Genomic DNA, 22,437 nt, shown 5'->3' with positions numbered 1-22,437 from the left:
AGCCCTCGACTTGCCACCACCGACCATCCGAGGCCGCCCTCAGGCCTGTGCGCGGAGACGAGGAATTGCCCTGGCGGCTACTCATCCCTGTCCCGCTCCGCGGGAGCACGCATTCACCCCGGCCCCGAAGGGCGGGGCGCCCTGCGCGAAGGACCCCGCTGGCCGCGCTGGCCACGTCCGGGGCGGCGCCGGCCGAGGCCGGGCTGCTCTCGGGGCTGGTCAACACCTCGCGGACGATGGGCGGTTCGCTGGGACTCGCGGTGATGTCGACGATCGCGGCGGCCAGGACGGGCCCGGACGGCGGGGCGGCCGCCCTGACCCAGGGGTACGCGGCGGCCTTCCGCACCAGCACCGGGCTGCTGCCGGCCGGGGCGGTCCTGATGCTGCTGTGGCTGCCGCGCCGGACGGTCTTCGCGAAGTAGACCGGGGCGCCGTCGCGACGTAGGCCGGAGGGCGGTCGCGGAGTGGGCCGGAGAATTCTGGCGCGGCGGGCAACGGTCCGGGCGGCTCGTGGACTCCTTCTTGTATCTAGGAGGTGCCCATGGGGGAGCGGAAGGACGCTCGGAACGAGGAGTTCCAGAGCTTCATGGTCGGCCGCTGGCCGCGGCTGTTGCGTACGGCATTTCTCCTCACGGGGGAGCAGCACGCCGCCGAGGACCTGGTCCAGTCGACGCTCGAACAGGTCTTCGTGGCCTGGCGGAGGGTCGGCTCGGCCGACGACCCGGAGGCGTACGTGCGGCGCGTGATGATCAACGCGCACGCGCGCAGGCACAGAAGGAAACTCAAGGAGTTCCTCGCACCGAAGGACGACTCGGGCCTGGTGCGCGAGGTGCCGGACACGGGGGACCGGATCGCCCAGGCCGACGACCGCAGCACCCTGCTCAAGGCGCTCGCCGAGCTGCCGCCACGGCAGCGGGAGGCGGTGGTGCTGCGCTACTGGGAGGACCTGACGGAGACCCAGGCGGCGGAGGCGATGGGCTGCTCGGTCGGCACGGTCAAGAGCAATGCGGCCAAGGGGATCGCGAAACTCCGTGCCATACCGGGACTGGCCGACACGGTGACGCAGGGAGGGCGCAAGTGATGAGCGGGAACCGGGAGAACCACGGCATGACACAGACGGAGTCGGACATCGCCCTCCTCCTCGCGGACGCCGCGGACGAGGTCGAGATCGGTATAGCCCCCGTCCAGTCGGTGCTGCGCGGCGGGCGTCGGCGCCGGGCACGGCGGTGGGCGGTGGCGGCCACGGCGGTGGTGGTGCTGGGCGGTTCGGCGGGGGCCACGCTGGCGTTCGCGGGGCTGCCCGGGGAGCACCGGACACAGGTGGCCACCCAGGTACGGCACGTGCTGAAGCCTCAGGTCACGGAGCTGGCCCACGGCACGGACCAGGGCAAGCGCTGGCGCGTGGTGTTGTCCGTATGGGGAGCGCCGCGTGACAAGGCGGAGGCGGTCACGCAGCTGGACGCGATGCGGAAGTTCGGCATCGATGCCGACGCGCTGCCCGACCTCGCGCATCTGGTCGGCAGGACTTCGTACTTCGCGAGCCTGTACGACGGCGACGGCAGCGGCTCCAGGGAGGTGCTCTTCGACAGCGTCACCCGGTGGGACCGGATGGCGGGCCGGGACATCGTGTTCGACTCCCTGCCGCTGAGGAAGGGCGACGCCGAGAAGGACGACCGGCTCGTGGTGGGGCGGGTCGCCAAGACCGCTCAGCTGGTCGAGTGCTACTTCGACGGCGGCACGAAGGTCATCGTCCGGCCCACCGTCGCCGCCGGCTCCCCGGTGGGCTGGTTCGTGTGCCTGGGGCCGGCGGGGCAGGGGAACAACACGGCGGGGGTGATCAAGTAGCTCACAGCCACCCCTGCTGCCGGGCCTCCCGTACCGCCTCCGCGCGGTTGCGGGTGCCGGTCTTGCCGATCGCGGCGGAGAGGTAGTTGCGGACCGTCGACTCCGACAGATGCAGCTTCGCCGCGATGTCGGCGACGGTCGCGCCGTCCACCGATGCCTTCAGCACGTCGCACTCGCGGGCGGTGAGCGGGCTCGGCCCGGCGCTGAGCGCGGCCGCGGCGAGCGCCGGGTCGACCACGGTCTCCCCGGTGAGCACCCGCCGGATCGCCTGGGCGAGTTCCTCCACCGGCCCGTCCTTGACGAGGAACCCGGCCGCCCCGGCCTCCATCGCCCGGCGCAGATAGCCCGGCCGCCCGAAGGTGGTGAGGATCAGCACCCGGCAGTCCGGCGCCTGCTCGCGCAGCTCCGCCGCCGCCTCCAGGCCGCTGATGCCCGGCAGTTCGATGTCGAGGAGGGCCACGTCGGGCCGGTGCAGCAGCGCCGCGTCCGTGATCGCGTCGCCCGTCCCGACCTGGGCGACGACCTCGATGTCCGGCTCCATCCCGAGCAGTAAGGCGAGAGCCCCGCGCATCATCCCCTGGTCCTCGGCGAGCAGCACCCTGATGGACTTGGCGGGCCGGTGGTCCCGGGGCATCTCGTTCGCAGGCTCGTACACAGCCCAAGCCTAGCTCCGGACCCGGCCATTAAAGAGTGGTTATTGTTCCGCGCCGCAGGGCTTGACGGCGGTTGACCGTGCTCAAACAATCACCTCTGCAATTCCCTGAATGGCCGGCGAATGGTCGGTATTTCGACAGCTGAATAGGTTCGGTATTTCGATCGAACAACGTTCGGGATACCGGACGGCAAGAACCCGCACCGCCCTACGAGGAACCAAGAAGAGGTGCACCGTGTTCTCAGTGCCTGCACGAGTCCTGCGCTCCTGTCCGCCGCGTGTCAGGAGAGCCGTGCTGTCCGTGCTCGCGGCGTTCGCGACCGTCGCCGCGCTCGTCGTCGGGGCCGGCGCCCCCGAGGCGTCCGCCGCGAGCTCGCTGCCGTGTGACGTCTACGCCGCCGCCGGCACCCCGTGCGTCGCCGCGCACAGCATGGTCCGGGCGCTGTACTCGTCGTACAGCGGCTCCCTCTACCAGGTGCAGCGCGCCTCGGACAGCGCCACGGCCAACATCGGCCTGCTGGCCACCGGCGGCTACGCCAACGCGGCCGCGCAGAACTCCTTCTGCGCCGGTACGACCTGCATCATCACCAGGATCTACGACCAGTCCAGCAAGCACAACGACCTCACGGTCGAGGGCGCCGGCGGGGCCGGCGCGGCCGATGTCGGCGCCCCGGCGGACGCGCTGCCGGTGACCGTCGGCGGGCACCAGGTCTACGGCCTGGAGATCTCGGCCGGCATGGGCTACCGGGACAACTCGACCTCGGGCGTCGCCACCAACGGCGGTGCCGAGGGGATGTACATGGTCACCTCCGGCACCCATGTCAACGGCAGCTGCTGCTTCGACTACGGCAACGCCGAGACCAACAACCAGGACACCGGCAACGGCCACATGGACGCCATCAACTTCGGCACCGAGTGCTGGTTCTCGCCCTGCTACGGCTCCGGCCCCTGGGTGCAGGCGGACCTGGAGAACGGGCTGTTCCAGTCCAACCTCGGCTACAGCACCAACTCGTCCAACACGGGCACCGGGGCGATACCGTTCGTCACCGCGTTGCTGAAGAACAACGGGCAGGACCATTTCGCACTGAAATGGGGAAACGCACAATCGGGCGGTCTCGCCACCACCTATTCCGGCAGTGAGCCCAGCACCAGCAGCGGTTACTCCCCGATGCACCAGGAGGGCGCGATCGTCCTCGGCACCGGCGGCGACAACAGCAACGGCTCCATCGGCTCGTTCTTCGAGGGCGTGATGACCTCCGGCATCCCGACCGACGCCGCCGACGACACCGTCCAGTCCAACATCGTCTCCGTCGGCTACGGCGGTGCCACCGGCTCCACCGGCACCCTCGACTCCGCCTCGGAGATCTCCCTCCGGGCCACGACGTCCTGCTGCACCGGCGACTACGTCCGCCACCAGAACAACGCCGGCATCCTGTCCGCCATCACCTCCGGCAGCTCCGCCCTCGACAAGAGCGACGCCACCTGGATCGTCCGCCCCGGCCTCGCCGACAGCTCCTGCGTCTCCTTCGAGTCGCGCAACTATCCCGGCGACTACCTGCGCCACTACAACTTCAAGATCTACCGGCAGCCCATGGACGGGACCACCACGTTCCGACAGGACGCCACGTTCTGTCCGACGACCGGCAAGAGCGGTACGGGCACGTCCTTCGCGTCGTACAACTACCCGACGAAATACCTGCGCCACTACAACTACAACCTCTACATAGCGAGCGACGGCGGGTCCAACGCCTGGGACAGCGCCACGTCCTGGACCGACGACGTGAGCTGGGCCGTCAGCTCGCCGTGGGCGCCGTAGGAGCCGCTGAGGTCAGCAGCTCCAGCGCCTCGACGGGCAGTTCCGCGGTGACCGTGAAGCCGCCGCGCGGCGCCGGGCCGGCCCTGAGGGAGCCGCCCGCCGCCGCGAGGCGCTCGGTCAGCCCCTTCAGCCCGGTCCCGCCGGCGCCCTCCGGACGGGGTCCGTCGGCGGGACCGGTGGCGGTGCCGTTGTCGGCGACGGTGAGGCGGACCCGTTCGGCGTTGCCGTCGACCGTGATCTCGCAGCGGCTCGCGCCGGAGTGCCGTACGACGTTGGTGACCGCCTCCCGCACCACCCAGCCCAGCAGCGCCTCGGTCTGCGGGGCGAGCGGGGCACCCGAGCGGCCGACCACCGGCTCCACCCCGGCCGCGTCCAGCACCGAGCGGGCCCGGTCCAGTTCGGTGCCGAAGCTGCCCTCGCGGTAGCCGGTGACGGCCTCGCGGATCTCGGTGAGCGCCTGCCGGCCCACCGACTCGATGTCGGTGATCTGGGCGAGCGCCGCGTCCATGTCCCGCGGCGCCAGCCGCCGGGCCGCCTCCGACTTCACCACGATCACCGACATGGTGTGGCCGAGCAGGTCGTGCAGGTCACGGGAGAACCGCAGCCGCTCCTCCTCGACGGCCCGGTGCGCCAACTGCTCGCGGGCGGCGCGCAGTTCCCGTACCGCCTCGGAGAGACCGAGGATCGCCGCCGTCACCATGGTCGAGATCCAGGTGGCGTACCCGATGTTCAGGCCGTTCCAGCCGTCGCGGCCGGCGGTGACCGCACCCGCCAGCGTGGCGACGGCCGCGCCGGCCCAGCGCAGCTGCTCGCCCCGTAGCACCGCGCCCGTCGCCAGCCCGAGCAGCGGGAAGAACAGCTGCCAGCTGCCGCCGTAGCCGCCGGCGAGGCCGCAGGTGACCGCGGCCATCAGGGCCAGCGCCACCCGGGTCGAGGGCGCCTGCCGCTTCTCCTTCACGAAGGCGCGGGCCGCCACGTAGATGTAGAGGGAGTTGAAGGTGAGCAGTCCCAGGCCGCCGACCCACGGATCGGCGGTCTTGCCCTGGAACAGGTTGGAGAACGCGCCCAGCCCCATCAGCAGCCAGGGCAGCAGGGAGAACGGGGTCGGCGTCGGACCCGGCTGCTCCGGCACCCCGGCGCCGGTCCGGCGTGCCTCCTTCTCCGTGGCCCGGAAGGCCCGCATGTCCGCCTTCCACCGTTCCTGCGCCGCCCGCCAGTCGCGCAGCCGGCGGCGGACTCCTCGCGTCCAGTACATCTCTCGCTCCCCCGGTCGGCCGGTCCGTCCGGACCGGCGGTACGACAGCACAGCGTACGAACCGAACACCGGCGGCCAGAAGGCCGGCGCCGTGCCCGCGAAGGACACGGCGGCACACTGTGCCCGCGTCATGGGTACGACGCTACGGATCCGGGCCGCCCGCCCGGCAGATGCGCACGTACGGACTTCGGCAGGACAAATGTCCCGGGCGTCAAGCGAACTGACACACCGTCAGGAGACTTCACAAGTCACGGGCGCTGGGCTATACAAGGGGCGCTGGACTGGAACGCGTTCTAGGGAGGGTCCGGCGGATCAGGCTGGCCGCAGGAGACGTCGCCTGTCGGCCGGGCCGAGCGGGAACTGGTGCGGCGGCCGCGCCTGCCAGGGCCCGCGACGCCGACGTGATCCGCCGGACACCCCCTGGACCGCCCCGTGGACGACCTCGGTGCGGCCGACGGTGCGGACGGCCGTGCCGAGGTCTTGAGACACCTCAGGAGCCGTATGCCCATCGACGCAGCCAAGGCCCTCGCCGCCGAACCCCGGTCGGGAGAGATCGGCTGGGAGCGCCGGGACGTCCAGCTCTACCACCTCGGCATCGGCGCGGGCCGCCCCGCCACCGACCCCGACGAACTCCGCTACACCCTGGAGACGCGGCTGCACGTGCTGCCCAGCTTCGCCACCGTCGCGGGCGCCGGCTCGCCCGGGGTGATCAGCGGACTGTCCATGCCCGGCGTCGACGTCGACCTCGCCAAGGTGCTGCACGGCGGCCAGTCCCTCACCCTGCACCGCCCCATCCCGGCCGCGGGCACCGCCACCGCCACCGGCCGCATCGCCGCCGTGTACGACAAGGGCAAGGCGGCCGTCCTGGTGATGCGCACCGACGTCGCCGACGCCGACGGCCCGCTGTGGACCAACGACGCCCAGATCTTCGTACGAGGAGAAGGCGGCTGGGGCGGCGACCGTGGCCCCTCGACCCGGCTCGACCCGCCCGCGGGCGAGCCCGACCGGACCGTCGAGCGCCCGATCCGCGAGGACCAGGCCCTGCTCTACCGCCTCTCCGGCGACTACAACCCGCTCCACGCCGACCCCGACTTCGCCAAGCGCGCCGGCTTCGACCGGCCCATCCTGCACGGGCTGTGCACCTACGGCATGACGCTCAAGGCGGTCGTGGACACGCTGCTCGACGGGGACGTGAGCCGGGTGCGGTCGTACGGGACCCGGTTCGCGGGCGTGGTGTACCCGGGGGAGACGCTGTGCATCCGCATGTGGCGGAGCGACGGACAGGTCCGGGTCGCCGTGAGCGCGGTGGAGCGGGAGGACGCGCCGGTCCTCGCCGACACGATCGTCGAACACTCTTGATCAGTTGAGCAGCTGAGCAGTTGAGGGGAGCCGCACCATGCGCGCAGCCGTACTGCACGAGATCGGCCAGGAGAAGCTGGACGTCCTCGACGACGTCGAGGCGGTGGGATTCGGGCCCGGCAGGGTGCGGATCCGGGTGCGCGCCACAGGGCTGTGCCACTCGGACCTGTCGGCGATGAGCGGGGTGCTGCCGCAGCCGGGACCGTTCGTGCCGGGCCACGAGGGCGCGGGCGAGGTCCTGGAGGTGGGGGAGGGCGTCACCCGGGTCAAGCCCGGCGACCGGGTGGTCGTCTGCTGGCTGCCGGCCTGCGGTGCCTGTCCCGCCTGCAAGCGCGGGCAGAGCGAGCTGTGTCTGGCCGGTTTCATGAACGCGGGCACCCCCAACTTCCGGCGCTCCGGCGCGGACATCTTCGGCTTCGCGGGCACCGGCACCTTCACCGAGGAGGTCGTGGTCGACGCCGGGTGCGCGGTGCCGATCCCGGACGACGTGCCCTTCGACATCGCCGCGCTGATCGGCTGCGGGGTCACCACCGGGCTCGGCGCGGCCCTCAACACGGCCGACGTGGAAGCCGGTTCGTCGGTCGCCGTGATCGGGTGCGGGGGCGTCGGGATCTCGGCGATCCAGGGGGCACGGCTCAAGGGCGCGGCCGAGATCGTCGCCGTCGACCCGGTCGAGTCGCGGCGCGAGTCGGCGCTCCGGTTCGGGGCGACGAAGGCGGTCTCGCCCGACGAACTGCCCGGCGCCAAGCAGGAGGTCACCGCGGGCGAGGGCTTCGACTACGTCTTCGAGGTCGTCGGCAAGTCCGCCACCGCCCGGACCGCGTACGAGAACACCCGGCGCGGCGGCACCCTCGTGGTCGTCGGCGCGGGCGCCATGGACGACTTCCTCCAGCTCAACATGTTCGAGCTGTTCTTCGACGAGAAGCGGATCCTGCCCTCCATGTACGGCGGCGGAGACGTGGTCCGCTCCTACGAGCGCACCATCGCCCTGTGGCGGGCCGGCCGGATCGACCTGGAGGGCCTGATCACCCACCGGGTGCCGCTGGCGGAGATCAACGAGGCCCTGGACCAGATGCGCACGGGCACCGCGCTGCGCACCTGCATAGAGATCTGAGGAGGAGCCGCCGCATGTCGATGCCGGAGAGGCCGCTGGAGGGACTCACCGCGATCGTGACCGGAGCCGGTCGCGGCCTCGGCCGGGCCGAGGCACTCGAACTGGCCCGGCTGGGCGCGGCCGTCGTCGTCAACGACTTCGGCCAGCCAGGCCGCGACGGCTCGGGCGCCGCCTCCGCGGCACCCGCCGAGCAGGTCGCCGAGGAGATCCGCGCGGCGGGCGGCCGGGCGGTCGCCCACACCGGCGATGTCGCGGACTTCTCACAGGCGCGAGACCTTCTCACGCTTGCGACAACCACCTACGGCAAGCTGGACATCCTCGTCAACAACGCCGGCATCCTGCGCGACCGCATGGTCTTCTCCATGACCGAGGACGAGTGGGACTCGGTGATCCGGGTCCACCTCAAGGGCCACTTCAACACCACCCACTTCGCGGCGGCGCACTGGCGGGAGCGGTCCAAGGCGGCGGGCGGCGCGAAGGTCTACGGCCGGATCGTCAACACCTCCTCCGAGGCCTTCCTCGCCGGTTCCGCCGGACAGCCCAACTACGCGGCCGCGAAAGGCGGGATCGTCGGCCTGACCACCTCCACCGCCCTCGCCCTCGCCAAGTACGGCGTGACCGCCAACGCGATCTGCCCGCGCGCCCGCACCCGGATGACCGAGGACGTCTTCGCCGGGTTCGAGCAGCCCGCCGAGGGACTCGATCCGCTCGCACCCGAGCATGTCGCCCCGCTCGTCGGCTACCTGGCCTCCCCGGCCGCCGAGCGGATCAACGGCCAGCTGCTGGTCGTCCACGGCGGCATGGTCGCGATCGTCGAACGACCGCGCGTCCAGGCCAAGTTCGACAGCAAGCAGGACACCTTCAGCTACGACGAACTCGACGCCCTGCTCACCCCGCACTACGCGGACCGGCCGGCGGGGGAGACGTTCGCGGCGGCGGAGGTGCTGGGGCTGAAGCGGCAGTGATATGTCACATAGCGCCGAGGGTGGCATGTGACATACCACTGGGCAGGGCATGAAGAAGGGGGCTCACCAGCCAACCGGTGAGCCCCCTGCCTACCTAACTGCCTACCCCCGTCAGGCCGCCGTCTCGGCCGGCTCCGGCTTGCGGTGCCGGCCGCTGGGGGCCGTCTCGCTCTCCTGCCCCGAGACATGACCGCGGTGCTTGCCGTGGCCGTCCGTTTCCTGAAGGTCGGCGGACAGCGGCTGGGACGTGCTGGCGTCGCTCATCGGAAGAATTCACCCCGTCAACATGATCTTTCTACAGCGCGCCGAGTTTATCGGGCGCACCACGGGGCGGATCCAGGCGGGCACGCCGTCCGGTGCTAGTTCGTTACAAGCCGGGCCAACGGGGCCTGCTGCAAGGGCACCGGGCGGGCCACGACAGGTCCCGGGGGATCCGGTTCCGCCTGCTCCCCGGGCGTACCCGACGCCCCGGCAGCCGCGCCGTCATGAACCGGATCCCCCGGGCCCGCGTCCCCCGGCCCCCCGTACTCCCCCGTTCCCCTGGTTTCCCCCGTCTCCCCCGAACCCCCCGTTTCCCCCCAGGGCACCGCCACCGCCGCCACGCCGCACGGGACCTCCCCCGTGGCGTACGGCAGGCGCAGCACCCCGTCCTGCGTCCACAGCCCGGCGCCGGACAACCACCCCTCCGGCGCCGGGAGATGGCACATCCTGCGCGCTCTGGGCCGCCAGGCGCCCACCCAGCTGCCGAGCGGGCCGTCGATCCGCAGCGCCACCCCGCAGCTCTCCGGCACCAGCACCTGCCCCGGCTGCACGGCGAACGGCGTCACCACGCAGTCCGGGCACTCCGGCACCCGCAGGCTCTCCGGGAAGCGCACCGGCAGCGTGCTGCCGAGGACACCCCAGCCCAACCGTTCCTGCCCGGGGCTGGGCGCGTCCGAGCCGACCAGGATCAGCCCGCTGTCCGGGTCGGCGAGCAGCAGCCGGTCGTCGCTGTCCGCCGCGATCTGCAGCAGCGGTGACACCTCGCCGCCCCGCTCCAGGTCGACCACGACCGCCTTGGTCCGCCCGCCCAGCTCCCGGTCCAGGGCCAGCATCCGCCCGTCCCGGTCCAGCCAGACCCCGCCCGAACACCGCCCCGGCACCACCGCGAGCCGCTCAGGACCGAAGGCCCCGCCCGCCACCAGCCACACCACCGACGAACGCGGCCCCACGGCGAGCGCGTACGCCCGCACACCCCCCGGCGCCGGCGGCAGCAGCCGCAGCAGCGAGGCGCCCTCGTCGGCACCCCCGTCCGGGCACTCCACCGCGCCCAGCGGCAGCTCACCGGTGCCCGGCCCGGTCGGGTACAGCAGGGCGAAGTGGTGCCGCCCGTCCACCAGCCGGCGGATGAGCACCCGCCCGTCGCCCATCGGCTGCACCTCCGTGCCCGGCTCCTCCGGCTGGTTGCCGGGGAGCGGAACGGCGTACGGCTCGGGGCCGTCCAGCGTCCACCGCTCCGGGAAGCAGGAACCATCCTGCTGGGCCAGCCGGGCCGCGTACGCCCCGTCCACCGTGATGGTGCAGCCCGCCCCCGGCGCGCTGTCGTCCTCGTCCGCAGCCGAGGGTTCGATCGCACAGGCCGTCATCGTTCGGTCACCTCCGGCCACGAAACTAGTTTTCGTACGCACAGGCGGGGCACCGGCCGCCGACGACTTCACACATACGGGTGCACACTCGGCGATTCGCCTGAGGAAACGGGGGCAGGTGTGCTGCGCGTTGCCTCCCATGGGCGAGCAGGTACAGCCCCGTGGAACAGGCAGGTAGCCTTTTCCCCGTGCCCCGTCTGTCAGAAGTCATCGCCGCGCTGGACAACCTGTGGCCCGCCGAACGGGCCGAGTCCTGGGACGCGGTCGGTACGGTCGCGGGCGACCCCGACCAGGAGGTCGCACGGGTCCTCTTCGCCGTCGACCCGGTCCAGGAGATCGTCGACGAGGCGGTGAAGCTGGGCGCCGACCTGCTGGTCACCCACCACCCGCTCTACCTGCGCGGTACGACGACGGTCGCGGCCACCCACTTCAAGGGCCGGGCCGTGCACACCCTGATCAAGAACGACATCGCGCTGCACGTCGCCCACACCAACGCCGACACCGCCGACCCGGGCGTCTCCGACGCGCTCGCCGGCGCCCTGGACCTGCGCGTCGTACGCCCCCTGGTCCCGGACCCGACGGACCCGGAGGGCCGCCGGGGCCTGGGCCGCGTCTGCGAGCTGGACCACCCCGTCACCGTCCGGGAGCTGGCGGAACGGGCCGCGGCCCGTCTCCCCGCCACCGCCCAGGGCATCCGCGTCGCCGGCGACCCCGAGGCCCTCGTCCGCACGATCGCCGTCAGCGGCGGCTCCGGCGACAGCCTCTTCGACGTCGTGCGCGCCGCCGGGGTGGACGCCTTCCTCACCGCCGACCTGCGCCACCACCCGGCCTCCGAAGCCGTGGCCCAAAGCCCCCTCGCGCTGCTCGACGCGGCGCACTGGGCCACCGAATGGCCCTGGTGCGAGCTGGCCGCAGCCCAGCTCGACGAAATCTCCGACCGCCACGGCTGGGACCTTCGCGTGCACGTCTCCAAGACGGTCACCGACCCCTGGACCAGCCACTCACCGTCCCTTGGAGCCCCCAACTGAACGCCGCGCCCGCCGACCAGATCCGACTCCTCGACGTCCAGGCCCTGGACGTACGCCTCCAGCAGCTGGCGCACAAGCGGAAGTCGCTGCCCGAGCACGCCGAGATCGAGTCGCTGACCAAGGACCTCACCCAGCTGCGCGACCTGCTCGTGGCCGGGCAGACCGAGGAGAGCGACACCGCCCGCGAGCAGACCAAGGCCGAGCAGGACGTGGACCAGGTGCGCCAGCGCGCGGCCCGCGACCAGCAGCGCCTGGACTCCGGCGCGGTCACCTCCCCGAAGGACCTGGAGAACCTCCAGAAGGAGATCGTCTCCCTCGCCAAGCGCCAGGGCGATCTGGAGGACGTCGTCCTCGAGGTCATGGAGCGCCGCGAGTCCGCGCAGGAGCGGGTCGCCGAGCTGTCCGAGCGGGTCGGCGCGGTCCAGGGCCGGATCGACGAGGCCACCGCGCGCCGCGACTCCGCGTCCGAGGAGATCGACGCCGAGGTGGCGACGGTGACCAAGGAGCGCGAGGTCATCGCCGGCTCGGTCCCGGCCGACCTCCTCAAGCTCTACGACAAGCTGCGCGAGCAGCAGGGCGGCATCGGCGCGGCCAAGCTGTACGCCCGCACCTGCCAGGGCTGCCGCCAGGAGCTCGCCATCACCGAGCTGGCCGAGATCCGCTCGGCCGCACCCGACACCGTGGTGCGCTGCGAGAACTGCCGCCGCATCCTGGTGCGCACGTCCGAGTCGGGTCTGTAGGAACCAGGAACACCGCAGCAGGAACACTCAAGGGGCTTACGTGGCAAGGGAGTTCATCGTCGAGGCGGACGGCGGCTCCCGGGGCAACCCGGGGCCGGCCGGCTACGGCGCGGTGGTCATCGACGCGGCGACCGGCGAGACGCTGACGGAGGCGGCCGAGTACCTCGGCGTCGTCACCAACAACGTCGCCGAGTACCGCGGCCTCCTGGCCGGCCTGCGCGCGGCCCACGACCTCGACCCCTCCGCGACCGTCCACGTCCGCATGGACTCCAAGCTGGTCGTCGAGCAGATGTCCGGCCGCTGGAAGATCAAGCACCCGGACATGAAGCCGCTGGCGGCGGAGGCGGCCCGGGTGCTCCCGGCGGCCCAGGTCACGTACGAGTGGATCCCGAGAGAGCAGAACAAACACGCGGACCGCTTGGCGAACGAGGCGATGGACGCGGGCAAGCGGGGCGAGCAGTGGTCGGCTGCGGTGTCCATGGCTGAGCTGGATGCGGGCGCGAAGGAACGAACCGCACCGGCAGCGCCCCGAAAGGGGCGCGGGGAACTGCGCGACCAGCCCCCACGCACCGGCACTGTGACGACGGCCGACAGGACCACCGCCGACACCCGCGCCGCGAGCCGTGTGGCGACCCCCGGCTGGAGCTCGGCCCCCGACCTCGGCGCCCCCGCCACCTTCGTCCTCCTCCGCCACGGCGAAACCCCCCTCACCCCCCAGAAACGCTTCTCCGGCAGCGGCGGCACCGACCCGGAACTCTCTCCCGTCGGCCGGGAGCAGGCGCAGCGCGCCGCCGAGGCCCTCGCCCGCCGCGGCACGATCGAGACGATCCTCGCCTCCCCCCTCACCCGCACCCGGCAGACCGCCGCGGCCGTCGCCGAGCGCCTCGGCCTCGACGTCACGATCGAGGAGGGCATCAAGGAGACGGACTTCGGCGACTGGGAGGGCCTCACCTTCGGCGAGGTCCGCGAGCGCTACCCCGACGACCTGACCACCTGGCTGGCCGACCCGTCGGCCCACCCCACCGGCGGCGGCGAGAGCTTCGCCGAGACGGCGGAGCGCATCGCGGCCACCCGGGACAAGCTGATCGCGGCCTACGCCGGCCGCACGGTCCTGCTCGTCACGCACGTCACGCCGATCAAGACGTTCGTGCAACTCGCCCTCGGCGCCCCGCTCCAGTCCCTGTTCCGCATGGAACTGTCGGCGGCCTCGCTGTCGGCGGTGGCGTACTACGCGGACGGCAACGCGAGCGTACGGCTCTTCAACGAGACGTCCCACCTGCGTCCCTGAGCCCGGCCTTCGGCCCAGGCCCGAGTCCCGCCGCGGCCCGGGCCAGCGACTCGACACGGGCCCAGTCCCGGGCCGCCACGGCATCCGCCGGAAGCATCCAGGTGCCGCCCACGCAGCCGACGTTGGGGAGGGCGAGGTACTCCGGCGCGTTGTCCGGGCCGATCCCGCCCGTCGGGCAGAAGCGCGCCTGCGGCAGCGGACCGGCGAGCGACCTGAGATACGCCGTGCCGCCCGCCGCCTGCGCCGGGAAGAACTTCATCTCCCGGACCCCGCGTTCGAGCAGCGCCACCACCTCCGAGGCGGTCGACACCCCCGGCAGGTACGGCACCCCGGACGCGGCCATCGCCGCCAGCAGCCCGTCCGTCCACCCCGGGCTGACGAGGAACCGCGCTCCGGCCGCCACGCACTCCGTCACCTGCTCCGGTGTCAGAACGGTCCCCGCCCCGACCACCGCCTCCGGCACCGCACCGGCGATCGCCCGGACGGCGTCGAGCGCGGCCGGGGTCCGCAGGGTCACCTCGATGGTGGGCAGCCCACCGGCCACCAGCGCCCGAGCCAGCGACACGGCATCGTCGGCGTCCTCGATCACTACGACGGGCACGACGGGCGCGAGGTCCAGCAGGGAGGTGGGCATGACGAACATCCTGCCGAGGCGATGCAGAGCGCGCAAAGAGCGTTGCGCATGCTGCAATACGACAGGGTGCCGGTGGCGTCAGCGACCCTCTGTCACCGGTGGCGTCAGTGGACCTCTGTCACCAGCACATCCAGCGACCACGCCTGCCCCGCCTTCCCAGGCGCCGCCACCTCCACCTCGTACCCCAGCTCCCGCAACGCCTCCACCAGCTCGGCCGGACCACCCGGCGCGATCCCGGCGGCCAGCAGACTCCGTACGATCCGCCCCTTCGTCGCCTTGTTGAAGTGGCTGACCACCTTCCGTGTCGGCGCGTGCAGCACCCGCACGGTCGCCGTCCGCGAGGCCACCTCCCCCTTCGGCTTCCACGCGGCCGCGTACGCCGCCGACCGCAGGTCCAGCACCAGCCCCGACCCGGCCGCCTCCGGCAGCACCTCGGCCATGGGCCCCCGCCAGTGCGCACCCAGCGCGCCCAGCCCCGGCAGCTTCACCCCCATCGAGCACCGGTACGACGGGATCCGGTCCGTCACCCGGACCGCACCCCACAGCCCCGAGAAGACCAGCAGCGACCGCGCGGCCCGCTTCTTCGCCGCGGCGTCCAGGGCGGCGAGGCCGAGGGCGTCGTACAGCACCCCGGTGTAGATCTCCCCGGCCGGCCGCGCGCCCGCCGTCCGCAGCGCCGCGTTCTTGGCGACCTCGCCGCGCAGCCCCTCGCTCAGCCCGAGCACCTCGCGGGCCTTCTCCTCGTCACCGGCGCACAGGTCGACCAGTTCGGCCAGCACCGCCTCGCGCGCCGCCGCGAGCCCCGGCAGGGACAGCGACTCCGGCTTCAGCGGGGCACCACGGCCCGAGGACGCCTTGCCCTCCGAGGGCGGCAGCAGGACCAGCACAGGTACTCCTCTTCACCAACGACGTTCATCATCAACGCTTCGCGCCAGCGTAAGGGGCCGGACCGGCGTCCTGTGACTACGCTCGTCCTATGCCCAGCCGCCACATCCGCGTCAAGGGTGCCCCCGAGGCCCCCCTCCGGGCCGCGCTCGCCGCGCTCCGGGCCGACCTCCACGTCCCCGAGAGCTTCCCGCCCGAGGTCCTCCAGGAGGCCGAGGGCGTCGCCAGGTTCCCGGCCGTGCCCGGGCACGACGCGACCGACATCCCCTTCTTCACGGTCGACCCGCCCACCGCCGAGGACCTCGACCAGGCCATGCACCTGTCCCGGCACGACGGCGGCTACCGCGTCCGGTACGCCATCGCCGACGTCGCGGCCTTCGTCGTACCCGGCGGCGCGCTGGACTCCGAGGCGCACCACCGCGTGAACACCCTCTACTTCCCCGAAGAGAAGGTCCCGCTGCACCCCGCCGTGCTGAGCGAGGGCGCGGCCAGCCTGCTCCCCGGCCAGACCTGCCCGGCCGTCCTGTGGACCATCGACCTGGACGGAGACGGACGGACGCGGACCGCCGACGTCCGCCGGGCCCTCGTCCGCAGCCGGGCCAAGCTCGACTACGCGGGCGTGCAGAAGCGGATCGACGAAGGCACCGCCGAGGAGCCCGTCGCCCTGCTCAAGGAGATCGGCGAGGCCCGCGAACGCCTGGAGGTGGAGCGCGGCGGCATCTCCCTCAACGTGCCGGAGCAGGAGATCGTCGAGTACGACCACACCTACGAGCTCACCTACCGCGCCCCGCTGCCCGCCGACGCCTGGAACGCCCAGATCTCCCTGCTCACCGGCATGGCCGCCGCCGAGATGATGCTGGCCTACGGCACCGGCGTCCTGCGCACCCTCCCGGTCGCCCCCGACGGCGCGGTCGCCCGCCTGCGCCGTACCGCGCACGCGCTGCGCATCGAGTGGCCGCACCATGTCTCGTACGCCGCGCTGATCCGTTCCCTGAACCCGCGCCGCCCCCGCCACGCGGCCTTCCTCCAGGAGTGCACCACACTCCTGCGCGGCGCCGGCTACACGGTCTTCCAGGACGGCGCCCTCCCCTCGCACACCACCCACGCGGCCGTCGCCGCCCCCTACGCCCACTGCACCGCGCCGCTGCGCCGCCTGGCCGACCGCTACGCCTCGGAGCTGTGCCTGGCGGCGGCCGCGGGGGAGGAGCCGCCCGACTGGGTGCCGATGGCGCTGGACACGCTCCCCAAGCAGATGGCCGAGGGGGCGCGACGGGCCGGCACGGTGGAGCGGGAATGCGTCGACATCGTCGAGGCGGCCCTGCTCAAGGACCGGGTCGGCGAGATCTTCGACGGGTGCGTGGTGGAGGTCGAGCCGCACCGGCCGACCGTCGGGAAGGTGCTGTTGCAGCAGCCCGCCGTCATAGGCCGGATCGAGGCCGGCGAGCCCCTTCCGCTGGGCGAGCGGCTGCCGGTCCGGCTGACGGAGGCCGACCCGGGGACTACGAAGGTGCGCTTCGCGCCCGCGTGAGCTGTCGTGCGGCGGTCCGGGAGCCGCCGGACGCGAGGCTCAGGCGGCGACGAACCAGCGGCTCAGGACGTCGTCGAGGTCGTCTCCCCGACCGTCTCCCTGACCGTTTTCGCCTCCGTCTCCGTCCGCGGCCCAGGCCACGAACCCGTCGGGCCGGACGAGGAGACCGGTCAGCTCCGGCCGCCCCGGGCAGCCCACGGTGACGACCTCCACCCGGTCGCCGTAGCCCTCCGCCCGGGCGCGCAGCCTGGGGTCGTCGGCGAGGTCGAGGAGGACGGCCCGGCCGGCGTGCAGGTGGTCGCCGAGCCGGGTGCCGTCGGAAAGCTCCAGGTCCGGGGCGCTCTGCCCGGTCAGCGGGTGGTCGCCGGGCAGGTCGTAGTGCTGCCAGACGCCGGAGATCTGCTTGACGAGGTACGTCGTCCCGGTCGTCGTCAGCGCGAGATCGGTGACCACCCGGCGCAGGGCGCGGGCGTGCCGGTCGGGGCGCATCACGGCGATCTGGGCGCGGGTCCAGTCGAGCACCCAGGCGCCGATCGGGTGCCGTTCGGCGGTGTAGCTGTCGAGCAGGGTCTCGGGCGCGAGCCCGCGCACCACGGCGGCGAGCTTCCAGCCGAGGTTCATGGCGTCGCCGAGCCCGAGGTTGAGCCCCTGCCCGCCGAACGGCGAGTGCACGTGCGCCGCGTCCCCCGCGAGCAGCACCCGGCCCTTGCGATAGCCGCTCGCCTGCCGGGCGTTGTCGGTGAACCGGGTCGAGGAGTGCACCTCGTGGATGGTCACCTCGTCCACCCCCGACACCCGGCGCAGCGCGGCCTGCAGCTCCTCGGCGGTGACGGGCGCGGAGCGGTCGGCGGGCGGCCCGTCGAACTCGACGGTGAGGATCCGGCCGGGGAAGGGCCCGTTGACGTACGTCCCCACGTCGGTGGTGTTCCATCCGACCCCGAGCCGCTCGCCGCCGCTCATCTCGACGACCGCCTGATAGCCGGTGATCTCCGGCTCGGTCCCGGGGAAGTCGAACCCGGCGAGCTTGCGGACGGTACTCCGGCCGCCGTCGCACCCCACGAGCCACCCGGTTCGGACCGTCGCGTCCCCGTCGAGGTCCACGACGACTCCGTCGGCGTCCGCGTCGAAGCCGGTGAGCTCCACGCCCCGGCGGACCTCGACGCCGAGCCGCTCGGCGCGGGCGCCCAGGATCCGCTCCAGCTCCACCTGCGGGACACCGAGACCGACGCCGTCGGCGGGGCCGATGTCGGCGAACGCGGGGTCGGAGTCGTCGAACAGGTCGCCGCGCATCATGATCCCGGCGAAGTGCCCGGCGAACTTCGGGGGAGTCCTCGGGGGAGTCCGGGGTGCGCCGGCACCTTGCTCCCGGTCCTGGCTCTGCTCCCGGTTCCGGTCCTGGCCCTGGTCTCGGTTCCGGTCCTGGCCCTGGTCCCGGTCCCCGAGGAAGGCCCGCATCCGCCACCGGTTCCGCTCCCAGGCCGCCGTGAGGTCGGGCAGGAGCCCGCGCCGGTAGAGGGTCACCGCGCCCGCCGTGTTCATCCCGCCCGCCTTGATGGTCTCGTCCACCTCGGCCAGCCGCTCCACGACCAGCACGTCCGCGCCGCCGAGCCGCAGCTCGCAGGCGAGGAAGAGCCCGACGGGCCCGCCCCCGGCCACCACCACGTCGTAGTCGTTCTTCTGTGCAGTCCGTGCAGTCCGTGCACTCCGCATGCTTTCGCTCATGACTTCACTGTAGTCACTAAAATTTTCGAGCGGCTATAGTTTTCTCGTGATCGATGAAAACAGGCCAGGGGAGTCCCTGCGGGAGCGCAAGAAGCGGGAGACGCGGCAGCGGATCTCGAACGTGGCGACGGTGATGTTCCGCGAGCGCGGCTTCGACCAGGTGACGGTCGCGGAGGTCGCGCGGGCGGCCGGGGTCTCGGCGATGACCGTCTTCAACTACTTCCCCCGTAAGGAGGACCTGTTCCTCGACCGCATCCCGGAGGCCGTCGCGGCCTTCGCGGGGGCGGTGCGGGACCGCGAGCCGGGCGAGGCCCCGCTCGCGGCGCTGCGCCGCCTGGCCTTCCGGTTCATCGACGCGCGGCATCCGCTGGGCGGGGTGGGCGAGAACTTCGCGGGCTTCTGGCCGGTCGTGGCCGACTCGGCGGCGCTGCGGGCCCGGGCCCGTGAGGCGGTCGAGGAGGTGGAACGGGCGCTGGCCGGAGCGCTGGCCGAGGCCGGGCTCGCCGACCCGGACCTGGTGGCGGCCGTGACCGTCGCCGCGTACCGCACGGTGTGCGTCACCTCCGTGCGCCGCCAGCTGGCGGGCGACAGGTTCGCGGAGATCGTCGCGGACCACCGGGAGCGGATGGGGTCGGCGTTCGACGCGCTGGAGCGGATGGTGTCGTGACCGCACCCGCTTGACGGCTAACGGCGTTAGCTATACCGTCGTGGCTAACGACGTTAGCTGAAGCGCCCTCGGGAGGCAGCCATGACCAGCACCACGAACGTCACCCCGGCCCTCCGCGCCACCACGGTGGCGCGTCGCGCGGCGTGGCTGGCCGCCGCCCTGTTCTGGACGGTGTTCGCGATCCTCGAAGGCGTGAACCACGGCTGGCTCGCCGGCGCCCTCGCCCTGCTCTTCCTGATCCTCCCGGACCTCACCTTCCTGGTGGCCGCGGACGAGGCACCCCGGATGGCGAAGGGCCAGCTGCCGCCGCGCGCGGTGCCGTACTACAACGCGATGCACCGTGCGCTGGTGCCGCTGATCCTGCTGGCGGCGTACGCGGCGCAGCCCTGCTTCACCTGGCCCCCGGCGTGCGCCGCCCTCTGCGGCTGGCTGGCCCACATCTCGTACGATCGCGCTTTCGGGTACGGGCTGCGGACGATGGAGGGTTTCCAGCGTGACTGACACGACTGACGCGACTGAGCGCCTGACGGCAAGGGCACGGCAGATCGTGGCGGCGGCCCGGGAACTGCTGGAGGAGTCCGGCCCCGCCGTCCTCACCATGCGCACCCTGGCCGACCGCCTGGGCATCAAGGCGCCGTCGCTGTACAAGCACTTCCCCGACAAGCACGCCGTAGAGGTCGAACTCATCGCGCAGATGCTGGAGGAGTCGGCCGCGGCACTGGAGTCGGCGGCGTCCCGCACCCCCGGTTCCCTGGAGGCGCTGGCCGAGGCGTACCGCGCATACGCCCTGGCCCACCCCCACCTGTACTGCCTGGCCACGGAACGCCCCCTGCCCCGTCCCCTCCTGCCGCCGGGACTGGAGGACAGGGCCGCTCTGCCCCTCCTGCGGGCCTGCGGCGGAGATCTCGACCTCGCCCGCGCCACCTGGGCGTTCGCCCACGGGATGGTGATCCTGGAGATCCACGGCCGCTTCCCGGACGACGCCGACCTGGACGCGGCATGGAAACGGGGCCTGCGGACGTTGCACCCTTAGCGCAAGGGGGTGCCGAAGGTGGCTGAACACGCACGGTGGACAAGAGCACGGCTGGGCCGCTGCGGCCCGCCGCTCGACATGCTGACCGCGCGCTTCGACAAACACGTGTACGCCCCGCACACGCACGCCGAGTTCTCGATCGGGGTGTGCGTCGCCGGCTCCGAGGTGATCGGCTACCGGGGCGGCCACATCCACACCGGCCCCGGTGCGATCGTCGTCCTGGCCCCCGGTGAGATGCACACCGGCGGCCCGGCCACCCCGACCGACGGCTACGCCTACCGCGCCCTGTACGTGGCCCCGTCCCTGCTGGCGGACGGCACGCTGGACGCCGTACCGCACTTCCGGGACCCGGTCGTCGACGACCCGGAACTGACCGCGGCCCTCCGCCAGGCCCACATCGAACTCGCCGCCTGCCCGGACCCCCTGGAGGCCGAGACCCGCCTCCCCTGGCTGCTGACGGCCCTGTCCCGGCGCCACTCCACGGCCCGGCCGGCGAGGGATGAGATCCCCGGAGCCCACGGCATATCCCTCCGCGTCCGAGACCGCCTGGCCGACGAACTCACCGCCCCTCCCTCCCTCGCCGACCTGGCAGCCGACCTGGGCCTCTCCCGCTACCAGCTCCTGCGGACCTTCCGTACGACGATGGGCGTCCCGCCGTACGCGTGGCTGGCCCAGTACCGGGTGACCCGGGCCCGTGCCCTCCTGGATGCGGGCCTGCGCCCCGCGGAGGCCGCCACGCTCGTCGGCTTCGCCGACCAGGCCCACATGACCCGCTGGTTCCGCCGGGTGCTGGGGGTGACCCCGGCGGCGTACCGCAACAGCGTTCAAGACGCGGCACGGTACTGACACCGATGCTTGGCGCATGACTGCACGCGGCTGGTTCCTGTTCTCCCTCATGGGAGTGATCTGGGGAATTCCCTATCTGATGATCAAGGTGGCGGTGGACGAGGTGTCCCCGTCGACGGTGGTGTTCGCGCGCTGCGCGGTGGGCGCCCTGCTCCTCCTCCCGCTGGCGATCCGCCAGGGCGGCCTGTGGCTCACCCTCCGCACCCACTGGCGCCCGATGCTGGCCTTCGCGTGCATAGAGATCATGGGCCCGTGGTTCACGCTGACCGACGCGGAACGCCACCTGTCCAGCTCGACGGCGGGCCTGCTGATAGCGGGCGTACCGATCGTCGGGGTGGTCGCGGCACGCTACTTCGGCGGCGAGCGCGAACACCTGGGCGCCCGCCGGATCGCAGGCCTCCTGATCGGCCTGGCCGGCGTGGCCGTCCTCACCATCCCCCATCTCACCGGCGGCGACGCCCGCTCCCTGGGCGAGGTCCTCCTCACGGTGATCGGCTACGCCACGGCCCCCCTGATAGCGGCCCGCCGCCTGAAGGACGTCCCGACGCTGCAGCTGATAGCCCCGTGCCTGACCCTGGCGACCCTGGTCTACGCCCCGGCGGCGGCCGCGACCTGGCCCACCTCCCTCCCCTCCACGAACGCCCTGCTCTCCCTCCTCGCCCTGGGCGTCCTCTGCACGGCGGTGGCCTTCGTGGCCTTCCTGGAACTGATCAAGGAGATAGGCCCGACCCGCTCGACGGTCATCACGTACGTCAACCCGGCGGTGGCGGTCGCGGCAGGTGCCCTCTTCCTGAACGAGAGCTTCACCCCGACGATCGCCGTGTCCTTCGCGCTGATCCTGGCGGGTTCGGTGCTGGCGACGGCGTCCTCGGCACCGAAGAGGCCGGAGCGCCCGGTAACATGGTCGACACGGCAGACGAGCCGGGCGGACGGCCGCGTGGAGTCCCCCTAGGGGGCTTCCCGAGGAACGTCCGGGCTCCACAGGGCAGGGTGGTGGCTAACGGCCACCCGAGGCGACTCGCGGGACAGTGCCACAGAAAGCAAACCGCCGGGGACCTCGGTCCTCGGTAAGGGTGAAACGGTGGTGTAAGAGACCACCAGTGCCCAGGGCGACCTGGGCAGCTAGGTAAACCCCACCCGGAGCAAGGTCAAGAGGAAGCACCCCGGTGCTTCTGCGGGGACGTTCGAGGGCTGCCCGCCCGAGCCCCCGGGTAGACCGCACGAGGCCGGTGGCAACACCGGCCCTAGATGGATGGCCGTCACCGAGGGCTCCGCGAGGAACCCCCGGAACAGAACCCGGCGTACAGCCCGACTCGTCTGCCGCTCTGCATTTCCGCAGTTCAGGGCGTATGTTTATCGGCTAAACAAACTCGTGGGGTCGAATCCGGGTCGAATCCGAGCCGTGGGTATCGTCGTTTCCGTCTCTCATTCATGC

The 22,437-nt window shown here is 72.3% G+C and carries 21 protein-coding genes, 1 other RNA gene and 2 pseudogenes; 17 read left to right on the top strand and 7 right to left on the bottom strand.

Annotated features, from left to right (window positions below):
* Positions 1–152 precede the first annotated feature (152 nt).
* The 3 genes and pseudogenes from ABZ887_RS30385 to ABZ887_RS30375 all read left to right on the top strand — a co-directional run.
* A pseudogene (locus ABZ887_RS30385) lies at positions 153–422 on the top strand (MFS transporter); the annotation flags it as partial.
* Positions 423–541: 119 nt separating this feature from the next.
* Positions 542–1,081 (top strand): SigE family RNA polymerase sigma factor, encoded by a 540-nt coding sequence (locus tag ABZ887_RS30380; RefSeq protein ID WP_361295947.1) that lies wholly within the window; start codon positions 542–544, stop codon positions 1,079–1,081.
* 26 nt (positions 1,082–1,107) lie between these two features.
* Positions 1,108–1,845, top strand: coding sequence for a hypothetical protein (locus ABZ887_RS30375; protein ID WP_361295944.1), 738 nt, complete (start codon positions 1,108–1,110; stop codon positions 1,843–1,845).
* A gap of 1 nt (position 1,846) precedes the next feature.
* Here the strand turns inward: ABZ887_RS30375 and ABZ887_RS30370 are convergent, their stop codons facing one another.
* Positions 1,847–2,479 (bottom strand): response regulator transcription factor, encoded by a 633-nt coding sequence (locus tag ABZ887_RS30370; RefSeq protein WP_361296333.1) that lies wholly within the window; start codon positions 2,477–2,479, stop codon positions 1,847–1,849.
* 262 nt (positions 2,480–2,741) lie between these two features.
* Between ABZ887_RS30370 and ABZ887_RS30365 the strand changes: the two genes are divergently transcribed.
* The gene (locus ABZ887_RS30365; protein WP_361295941.1) at positions 2,742–4,313 is read left to right on the top strand and encodes an alpha-L-arabinofuranosidase B; all 1,572 of its coding nucleotides are present in this window, start codon (positions 2,742–2,744) and stop codon (positions 4,311–4,313) included.
* Here ABZ887_RS30365 and ABZ887_RS30360 read toward each other — a convergent pair.
* Positions 4,291–5,568, bottom strand: coding sequence for a sensor histidine kinase (locus tag ABZ887_RS30360; RefSeq protein WP_361296330.1), 1,278 nt, complete (start codon positions 5,566–5,568; stop codon positions 4,291–4,293). The two genes, ABZ887_RS30365 and ABZ887_RS30360, sit on opposite strands and share 23 nt — an antisense overlap.
* 501 nt (positions 5,569–6,069) lie before the next feature.
* Here ABZ887_RS30360 and ABZ887_RS30355 point away from each other — a divergent pair.
* From ABZ887_RS30355 to ABZ887_RS30345, 3 genes are read left to right on the top strand one after another with little or no spacing between them, the layout of a single operon-like run.
* The gene (locus ABZ887_RS30355) at positions 6,070–6,927 is read left to right on the top strand and encodes a MaoC/PaaZ C-terminal domain-containing protein (RefSeq protein WP_361295938.1); all 858 of its coding nucleotides are present in this window, start codon (positions 6,070–6,072) and stop codon (positions 6,925–6,927) included.
* A gap of 37 nt (positions 6,928–6,964) precedes the next feature.
* Positions 6,965–8,041 (top strand): Zn-dependent alcohol dehydrogenase, encoded by a 1,077-nt coding sequence (locus ABZ887_RS30350; RefSeq protein WP_361295935.1) that lies wholly within the window; start codon positions 6,965–6,967, stop codon positions 8,039–8,041.
* A 14-nt stretch (positions 8,042–8,055) separates the two neighbouring features.
* The gene (locus ABZ887_RS30345; RefSeq protein WP_361295932.1) at positions 8,056–9,006 is read left to right on the top strand and encodes a 3-oxoacyl-ACP reductase; all 951 of its coding nucleotides are present in this window, start codon (positions 8,056–8,058) and stop codon (positions 9,004–9,006) included.
* Between the two features lie 111 nt (positions 9,007–9,117).
* On the opposite strand, the gene ABZ887_RS30340 is transcribed toward ABZ887_RS30345, so the two are convergent.
* Together ABZ887_RS30340 and ABZ887_RS30335 are read right to left on the bottom strand one after the other, a co-directional pair.
* The gene (locus ABZ887_RS30340; protein ID WP_361295929.1) at positions 9,118–9,270 is read right to left on the bottom strand and encodes a hypothetical protein; all 153 of its coding nucleotides are present in this window, start codon (positions 9,268–9,270) and stop codon (positions 9,118–9,120) included.
* Between the two features lie 95 nt (positions 9,271–9,365).
* Positions 9,366–10,631 (bottom strand): hypothetical protein, encoded by a 1,266-nt coding sequence (locus ABZ887_RS30335; protein ID WP_361295926.1) that lies wholly within the window; start codon positions 10,629–10,631, stop codon positions 9,366–9,368.
* Positions 10,632–10,819: 188 nt separating this feature from the next.
* On the opposite strand from ABZ887_RS30335, the gene ABZ887_RS30330 reads away from it, so the two are divergent.
* Genes ABZ887_RS30330 through ABZ887_RS30320 form a run of 3 tightly spaced genes read left to right on the top strand, consistent with a single transcriptional unit; the run spans position 10,820 to position 13,687 of the window.
* On the top strand, positions 10,820–11,659 hold the full coding sequence (locus ABZ887_RS30330; RefSeq protein ID WP_361295923.1) for a Nif3-like dinuclear metal center hexameric protein: 840 nt from the start codon (positions 10,820–10,822) through the stop codon (positions 11,657–11,659).
* On the top strand, positions 11,656–12,399 hold the full coding sequence (locus tag ABZ887_RS30325) for a C4-type zinc ribbon domain-containing protein (protein WP_361296327.1): 744 nt from the start codon (positions 11,656–11,658) through the stop codon (positions 12,397–12,399). The genes ABZ887_RS30330 and ABZ887_RS30325 overlap by 4 nt, the downstream gene beginning before the upstream one ends.
* Before the next feature lie 40 nt (positions 12,400–12,439).
* The gene (locus ABZ887_RS30320; protein ID WP_361295920.1) at positions 12,440–13,687 is read left to right on the top strand and encodes a bifunctional RNase H/acid phosphatase; all 1,248 of its coding nucleotides are present in this window, start codon (positions 12,440–12,442) and stop codon (positions 13,685–13,687) included.
* Here ABZ887_RS30320 and ABZ887_RS30315 read toward each other — a convergent pair.
* Positions 13,659–14,321 carry a bifunctional 4-hydroxy-2-oxoglutarate aldolase/2-dehydro-3-deoxy-phosphogluconate aldolase gene (locus ABZ887_RS30315; RefSeq protein ID WP_361295917.1) on the bottom strand — a complete coding sequence of 221 codons (663 nt, stop codon included), beginning with the start codon at positions 14,319–14,321 and terminating at the stop codon, positions 13,659–13,661. The genes ABZ887_RS30320 and ABZ887_RS30315 overlap by 29 nt on opposite strands.
* 104 nt (positions 14,322–14,425) lie before the next feature.
* Complete coding sequence (yaaA, locus tag ABZ887_RS30310) at positions 14,426–15,208, bottom strand: peroxide stress protein YaaA (RefSeq protein WP_361295914.1); 783 nt, start codon at positions 15,206–15,208, stop codon at positions 14,426–14,428.
* Positions 15,209–15,297: 89 nt separating this feature from the next.
* Here yaaA and ABZ887_RS30305 point away from each other — a divergent pair, with 89 nt between their 5' ends.
* Positions 15,298–16,734 carry an RNB domain-containing ribonuclease gene (locus tag ABZ887_RS30305; protein ID WP_361295911.1) on the top strand — a complete coding sequence of 479 codons (1,437 nt, stop codon included), beginning with the start codon at positions 15,298–15,300 and terminating at the stop codon, positions 16,732–16,734.
* Between the two features lie 39 nt (positions 16,735–16,773).
* Here ABZ887_RS30305 and ABZ887_RS30300 read toward each other — a convergent pair whose 3' ends face one another.
* Positions 16,774–18,456 (bottom strand): FAD-dependent monooxygenase, encoded by a 1,683-nt coding sequence (locus tag ABZ887_RS30300; protein ID WP_361295908.1) that lies wholly within the window; start codon positions 18,454–18,456, stop codon positions 16,774–16,776.
* A 46-nt stretch (positions 18,457–18,502) separates the two neighbouring features.
* Between ABZ887_RS30300 and ABZ887_RS30295 the strand changes: the two genes are divergently transcribed.
* The 6 genes and pseudogenes from ABZ887_RS30295 (at position 18,503) to rnpB (ending at position 22,322) form a co-directional block, all read left to right on the top strand.
* Positions 18,503–19,123 carry a TetR family transcriptional regulator gene (locus ABZ887_RS30295; protein ID WP_361295905.1) on the top strand — a complete coding sequence of 207 codons (621 nt, stop codon included), beginning with the start codon at positions 18,503–18,505 and terminating at the stop codon, positions 19,121–19,123.
* Between the two features lie 81 nt (positions 19,124–19,204).
* Positions 19,205–19,624, top strand: coding sequence for a DUF4260 family protein (locus ABZ887_RS30290; RefSeq protein WP_361295902.1), 420 nt, complete (start codon positions 19,205–19,207; stop codon positions 19,622–19,624).
* On the top strand, positions 19,617–20,156 hold the full coding sequence (locus ABZ887_RS30285; protein ID WP_361295899.1) for a TetR/AcrR family transcriptional regulator: 540 nt from the start codon (positions 19,617–19,619) through the stop codon (positions 20,154–20,156). The genes ABZ887_RS30290 and ABZ887_RS30285 overlap by 8 nt, the downstream gene beginning before the upstream one ends.
* Before the next feature lie 78 nt (positions 20,157–20,234).
* Positions 20,235–21,002, top strand: coding sequence for an AraC family transcriptional regulator (locus ABZ887_RS30280; protein ID WP_361296324.1), 768 nt, complete (start codon positions 20,235–20,237; stop codon positions 21,000–21,002).
* Between the two features lie 16 nt (positions 21,003–21,018).
* Positions 21,019–21,801 (top strand): annotated as a pseudogene (locus tag ABZ887_RS30275) (DMT family transporter); the annotation flags it as partial.
* Positions 21,802–21,919: 118 nt separating this feature from the next.
* Positions 21,920–22,322: RNase P RNA component class A (rnpB, locus tag ABZ887_RS30270), an RNA gene on the top strand.
* Positions 22,323–22,437: the final 115 nt, after the last annotated feature.

Origin of the sequence: Streptomyces sp. NPDC047061 (genome assembly GCF_040643955.1) — a bacterium.
GTDB lineage: Bacteria > Actinomycetota > Actinomycetes > Streptomycetales > Streptomycetaceae > Streptomyces.
This window is presented reverse-complemented; position numbering and strand designations above follow the sequence as displayed.

Coding starts and splice junctions, on each gene's coding strand:
- ABZ887_RS30380 (WP_361295947.1), top strand. CDS start 542: ATGGGGGAGCGGAAGGACGCTCGGAACGAGGAGTTCCAGAGCTTCATG.
- ABZ887_RS30375 (WP_361295944.1), top strand. CDS start 1,108: ATGACACAGACGGAGTCGGACATCGCCCTCCTCCTCGCGGACGCCGCG.
- ABZ887_RS30370 (WP_361296333.1), bottom strand. CDS start 2,479: ATGCCCCGGGACCACCGGCCCGCCAAGTCCATCAGGGTGCTGCTCGCC.
- ABZ887_RS30360 (WP_361296330.1), bottom strand. CDS start 5,568: ATGTACTGGACGCGAGGAGTCCGCCGCCGGCTGCGCGACTGGCGGGCG.
- ABZ887_RS30355 (WP_361295938.1), top strand. CDS start 6,070: ATGCCCATCGACGCAGCCAAGGCCCTCGCCGCCGAACCCCGGTCGGGA.
- ABZ887_RS30350 (WP_361295935.1), top strand. CDS start 6,965: ATGCGCGCAGCCGTACTGCACGAGATCGGCCAGGAGAAGCTGGACGTC.
- ABZ887_RS30345 (WP_361295932.1), top strand. CDS start 8,056: ATGTCGATGCCGGAGAGGCCGCTGGAGGGACTCACCGCGATCGTGACC.
- ABZ887_RS30340 (WP_361295929.1), bottom strand. CDS start 9,270: ATGAGCGACGCCAGCACGTCCCAGCCGCTGTCCGCCGACCTTCAGGAA.
- ABZ887_RS30335 (WP_361295926.1), bottom strand. CDS start 10,631: ATGACGGCCTGTGCGATCGAACCCTCGGCTGCGGACGAGGACGACAGC.
- ABZ887_RS30315 (WP_361295917.1), bottom strand. CDS start 14,321: ATGCCCACCTCCCTGCTGGACCTCGCGCCCGTCGTGCCCGTCGTAGTG.
- ABZ887_RS30305 (WP_361295911.1), top strand. CDS start 15,298: ATGCCCAGCCGCCACATCCGCGTCAAGGGTGCCCCCGAGGCCCCCCTC.
- ABZ887_RS30300 (WP_361295908.1), bottom strand. CDS start 18,456: ATGAGCGAAAGCATGCGGAGTGCACGGACTGCACGGACTGCACAGAAG.
- ABZ887_RS30290 (WP_361295902.1), top strand. CDS start 19,205: ATGACCAGCACCACGAACGTCACCCCGGCCCTCCGCGCCACCACGGTG.
- ABZ887_RS30280 (WP_361296324.1), top strand. CDS start 20,235: ATGCTGACCGCGCGCTTCGACAAACACGTGTACGCCCCGCACACGCAC.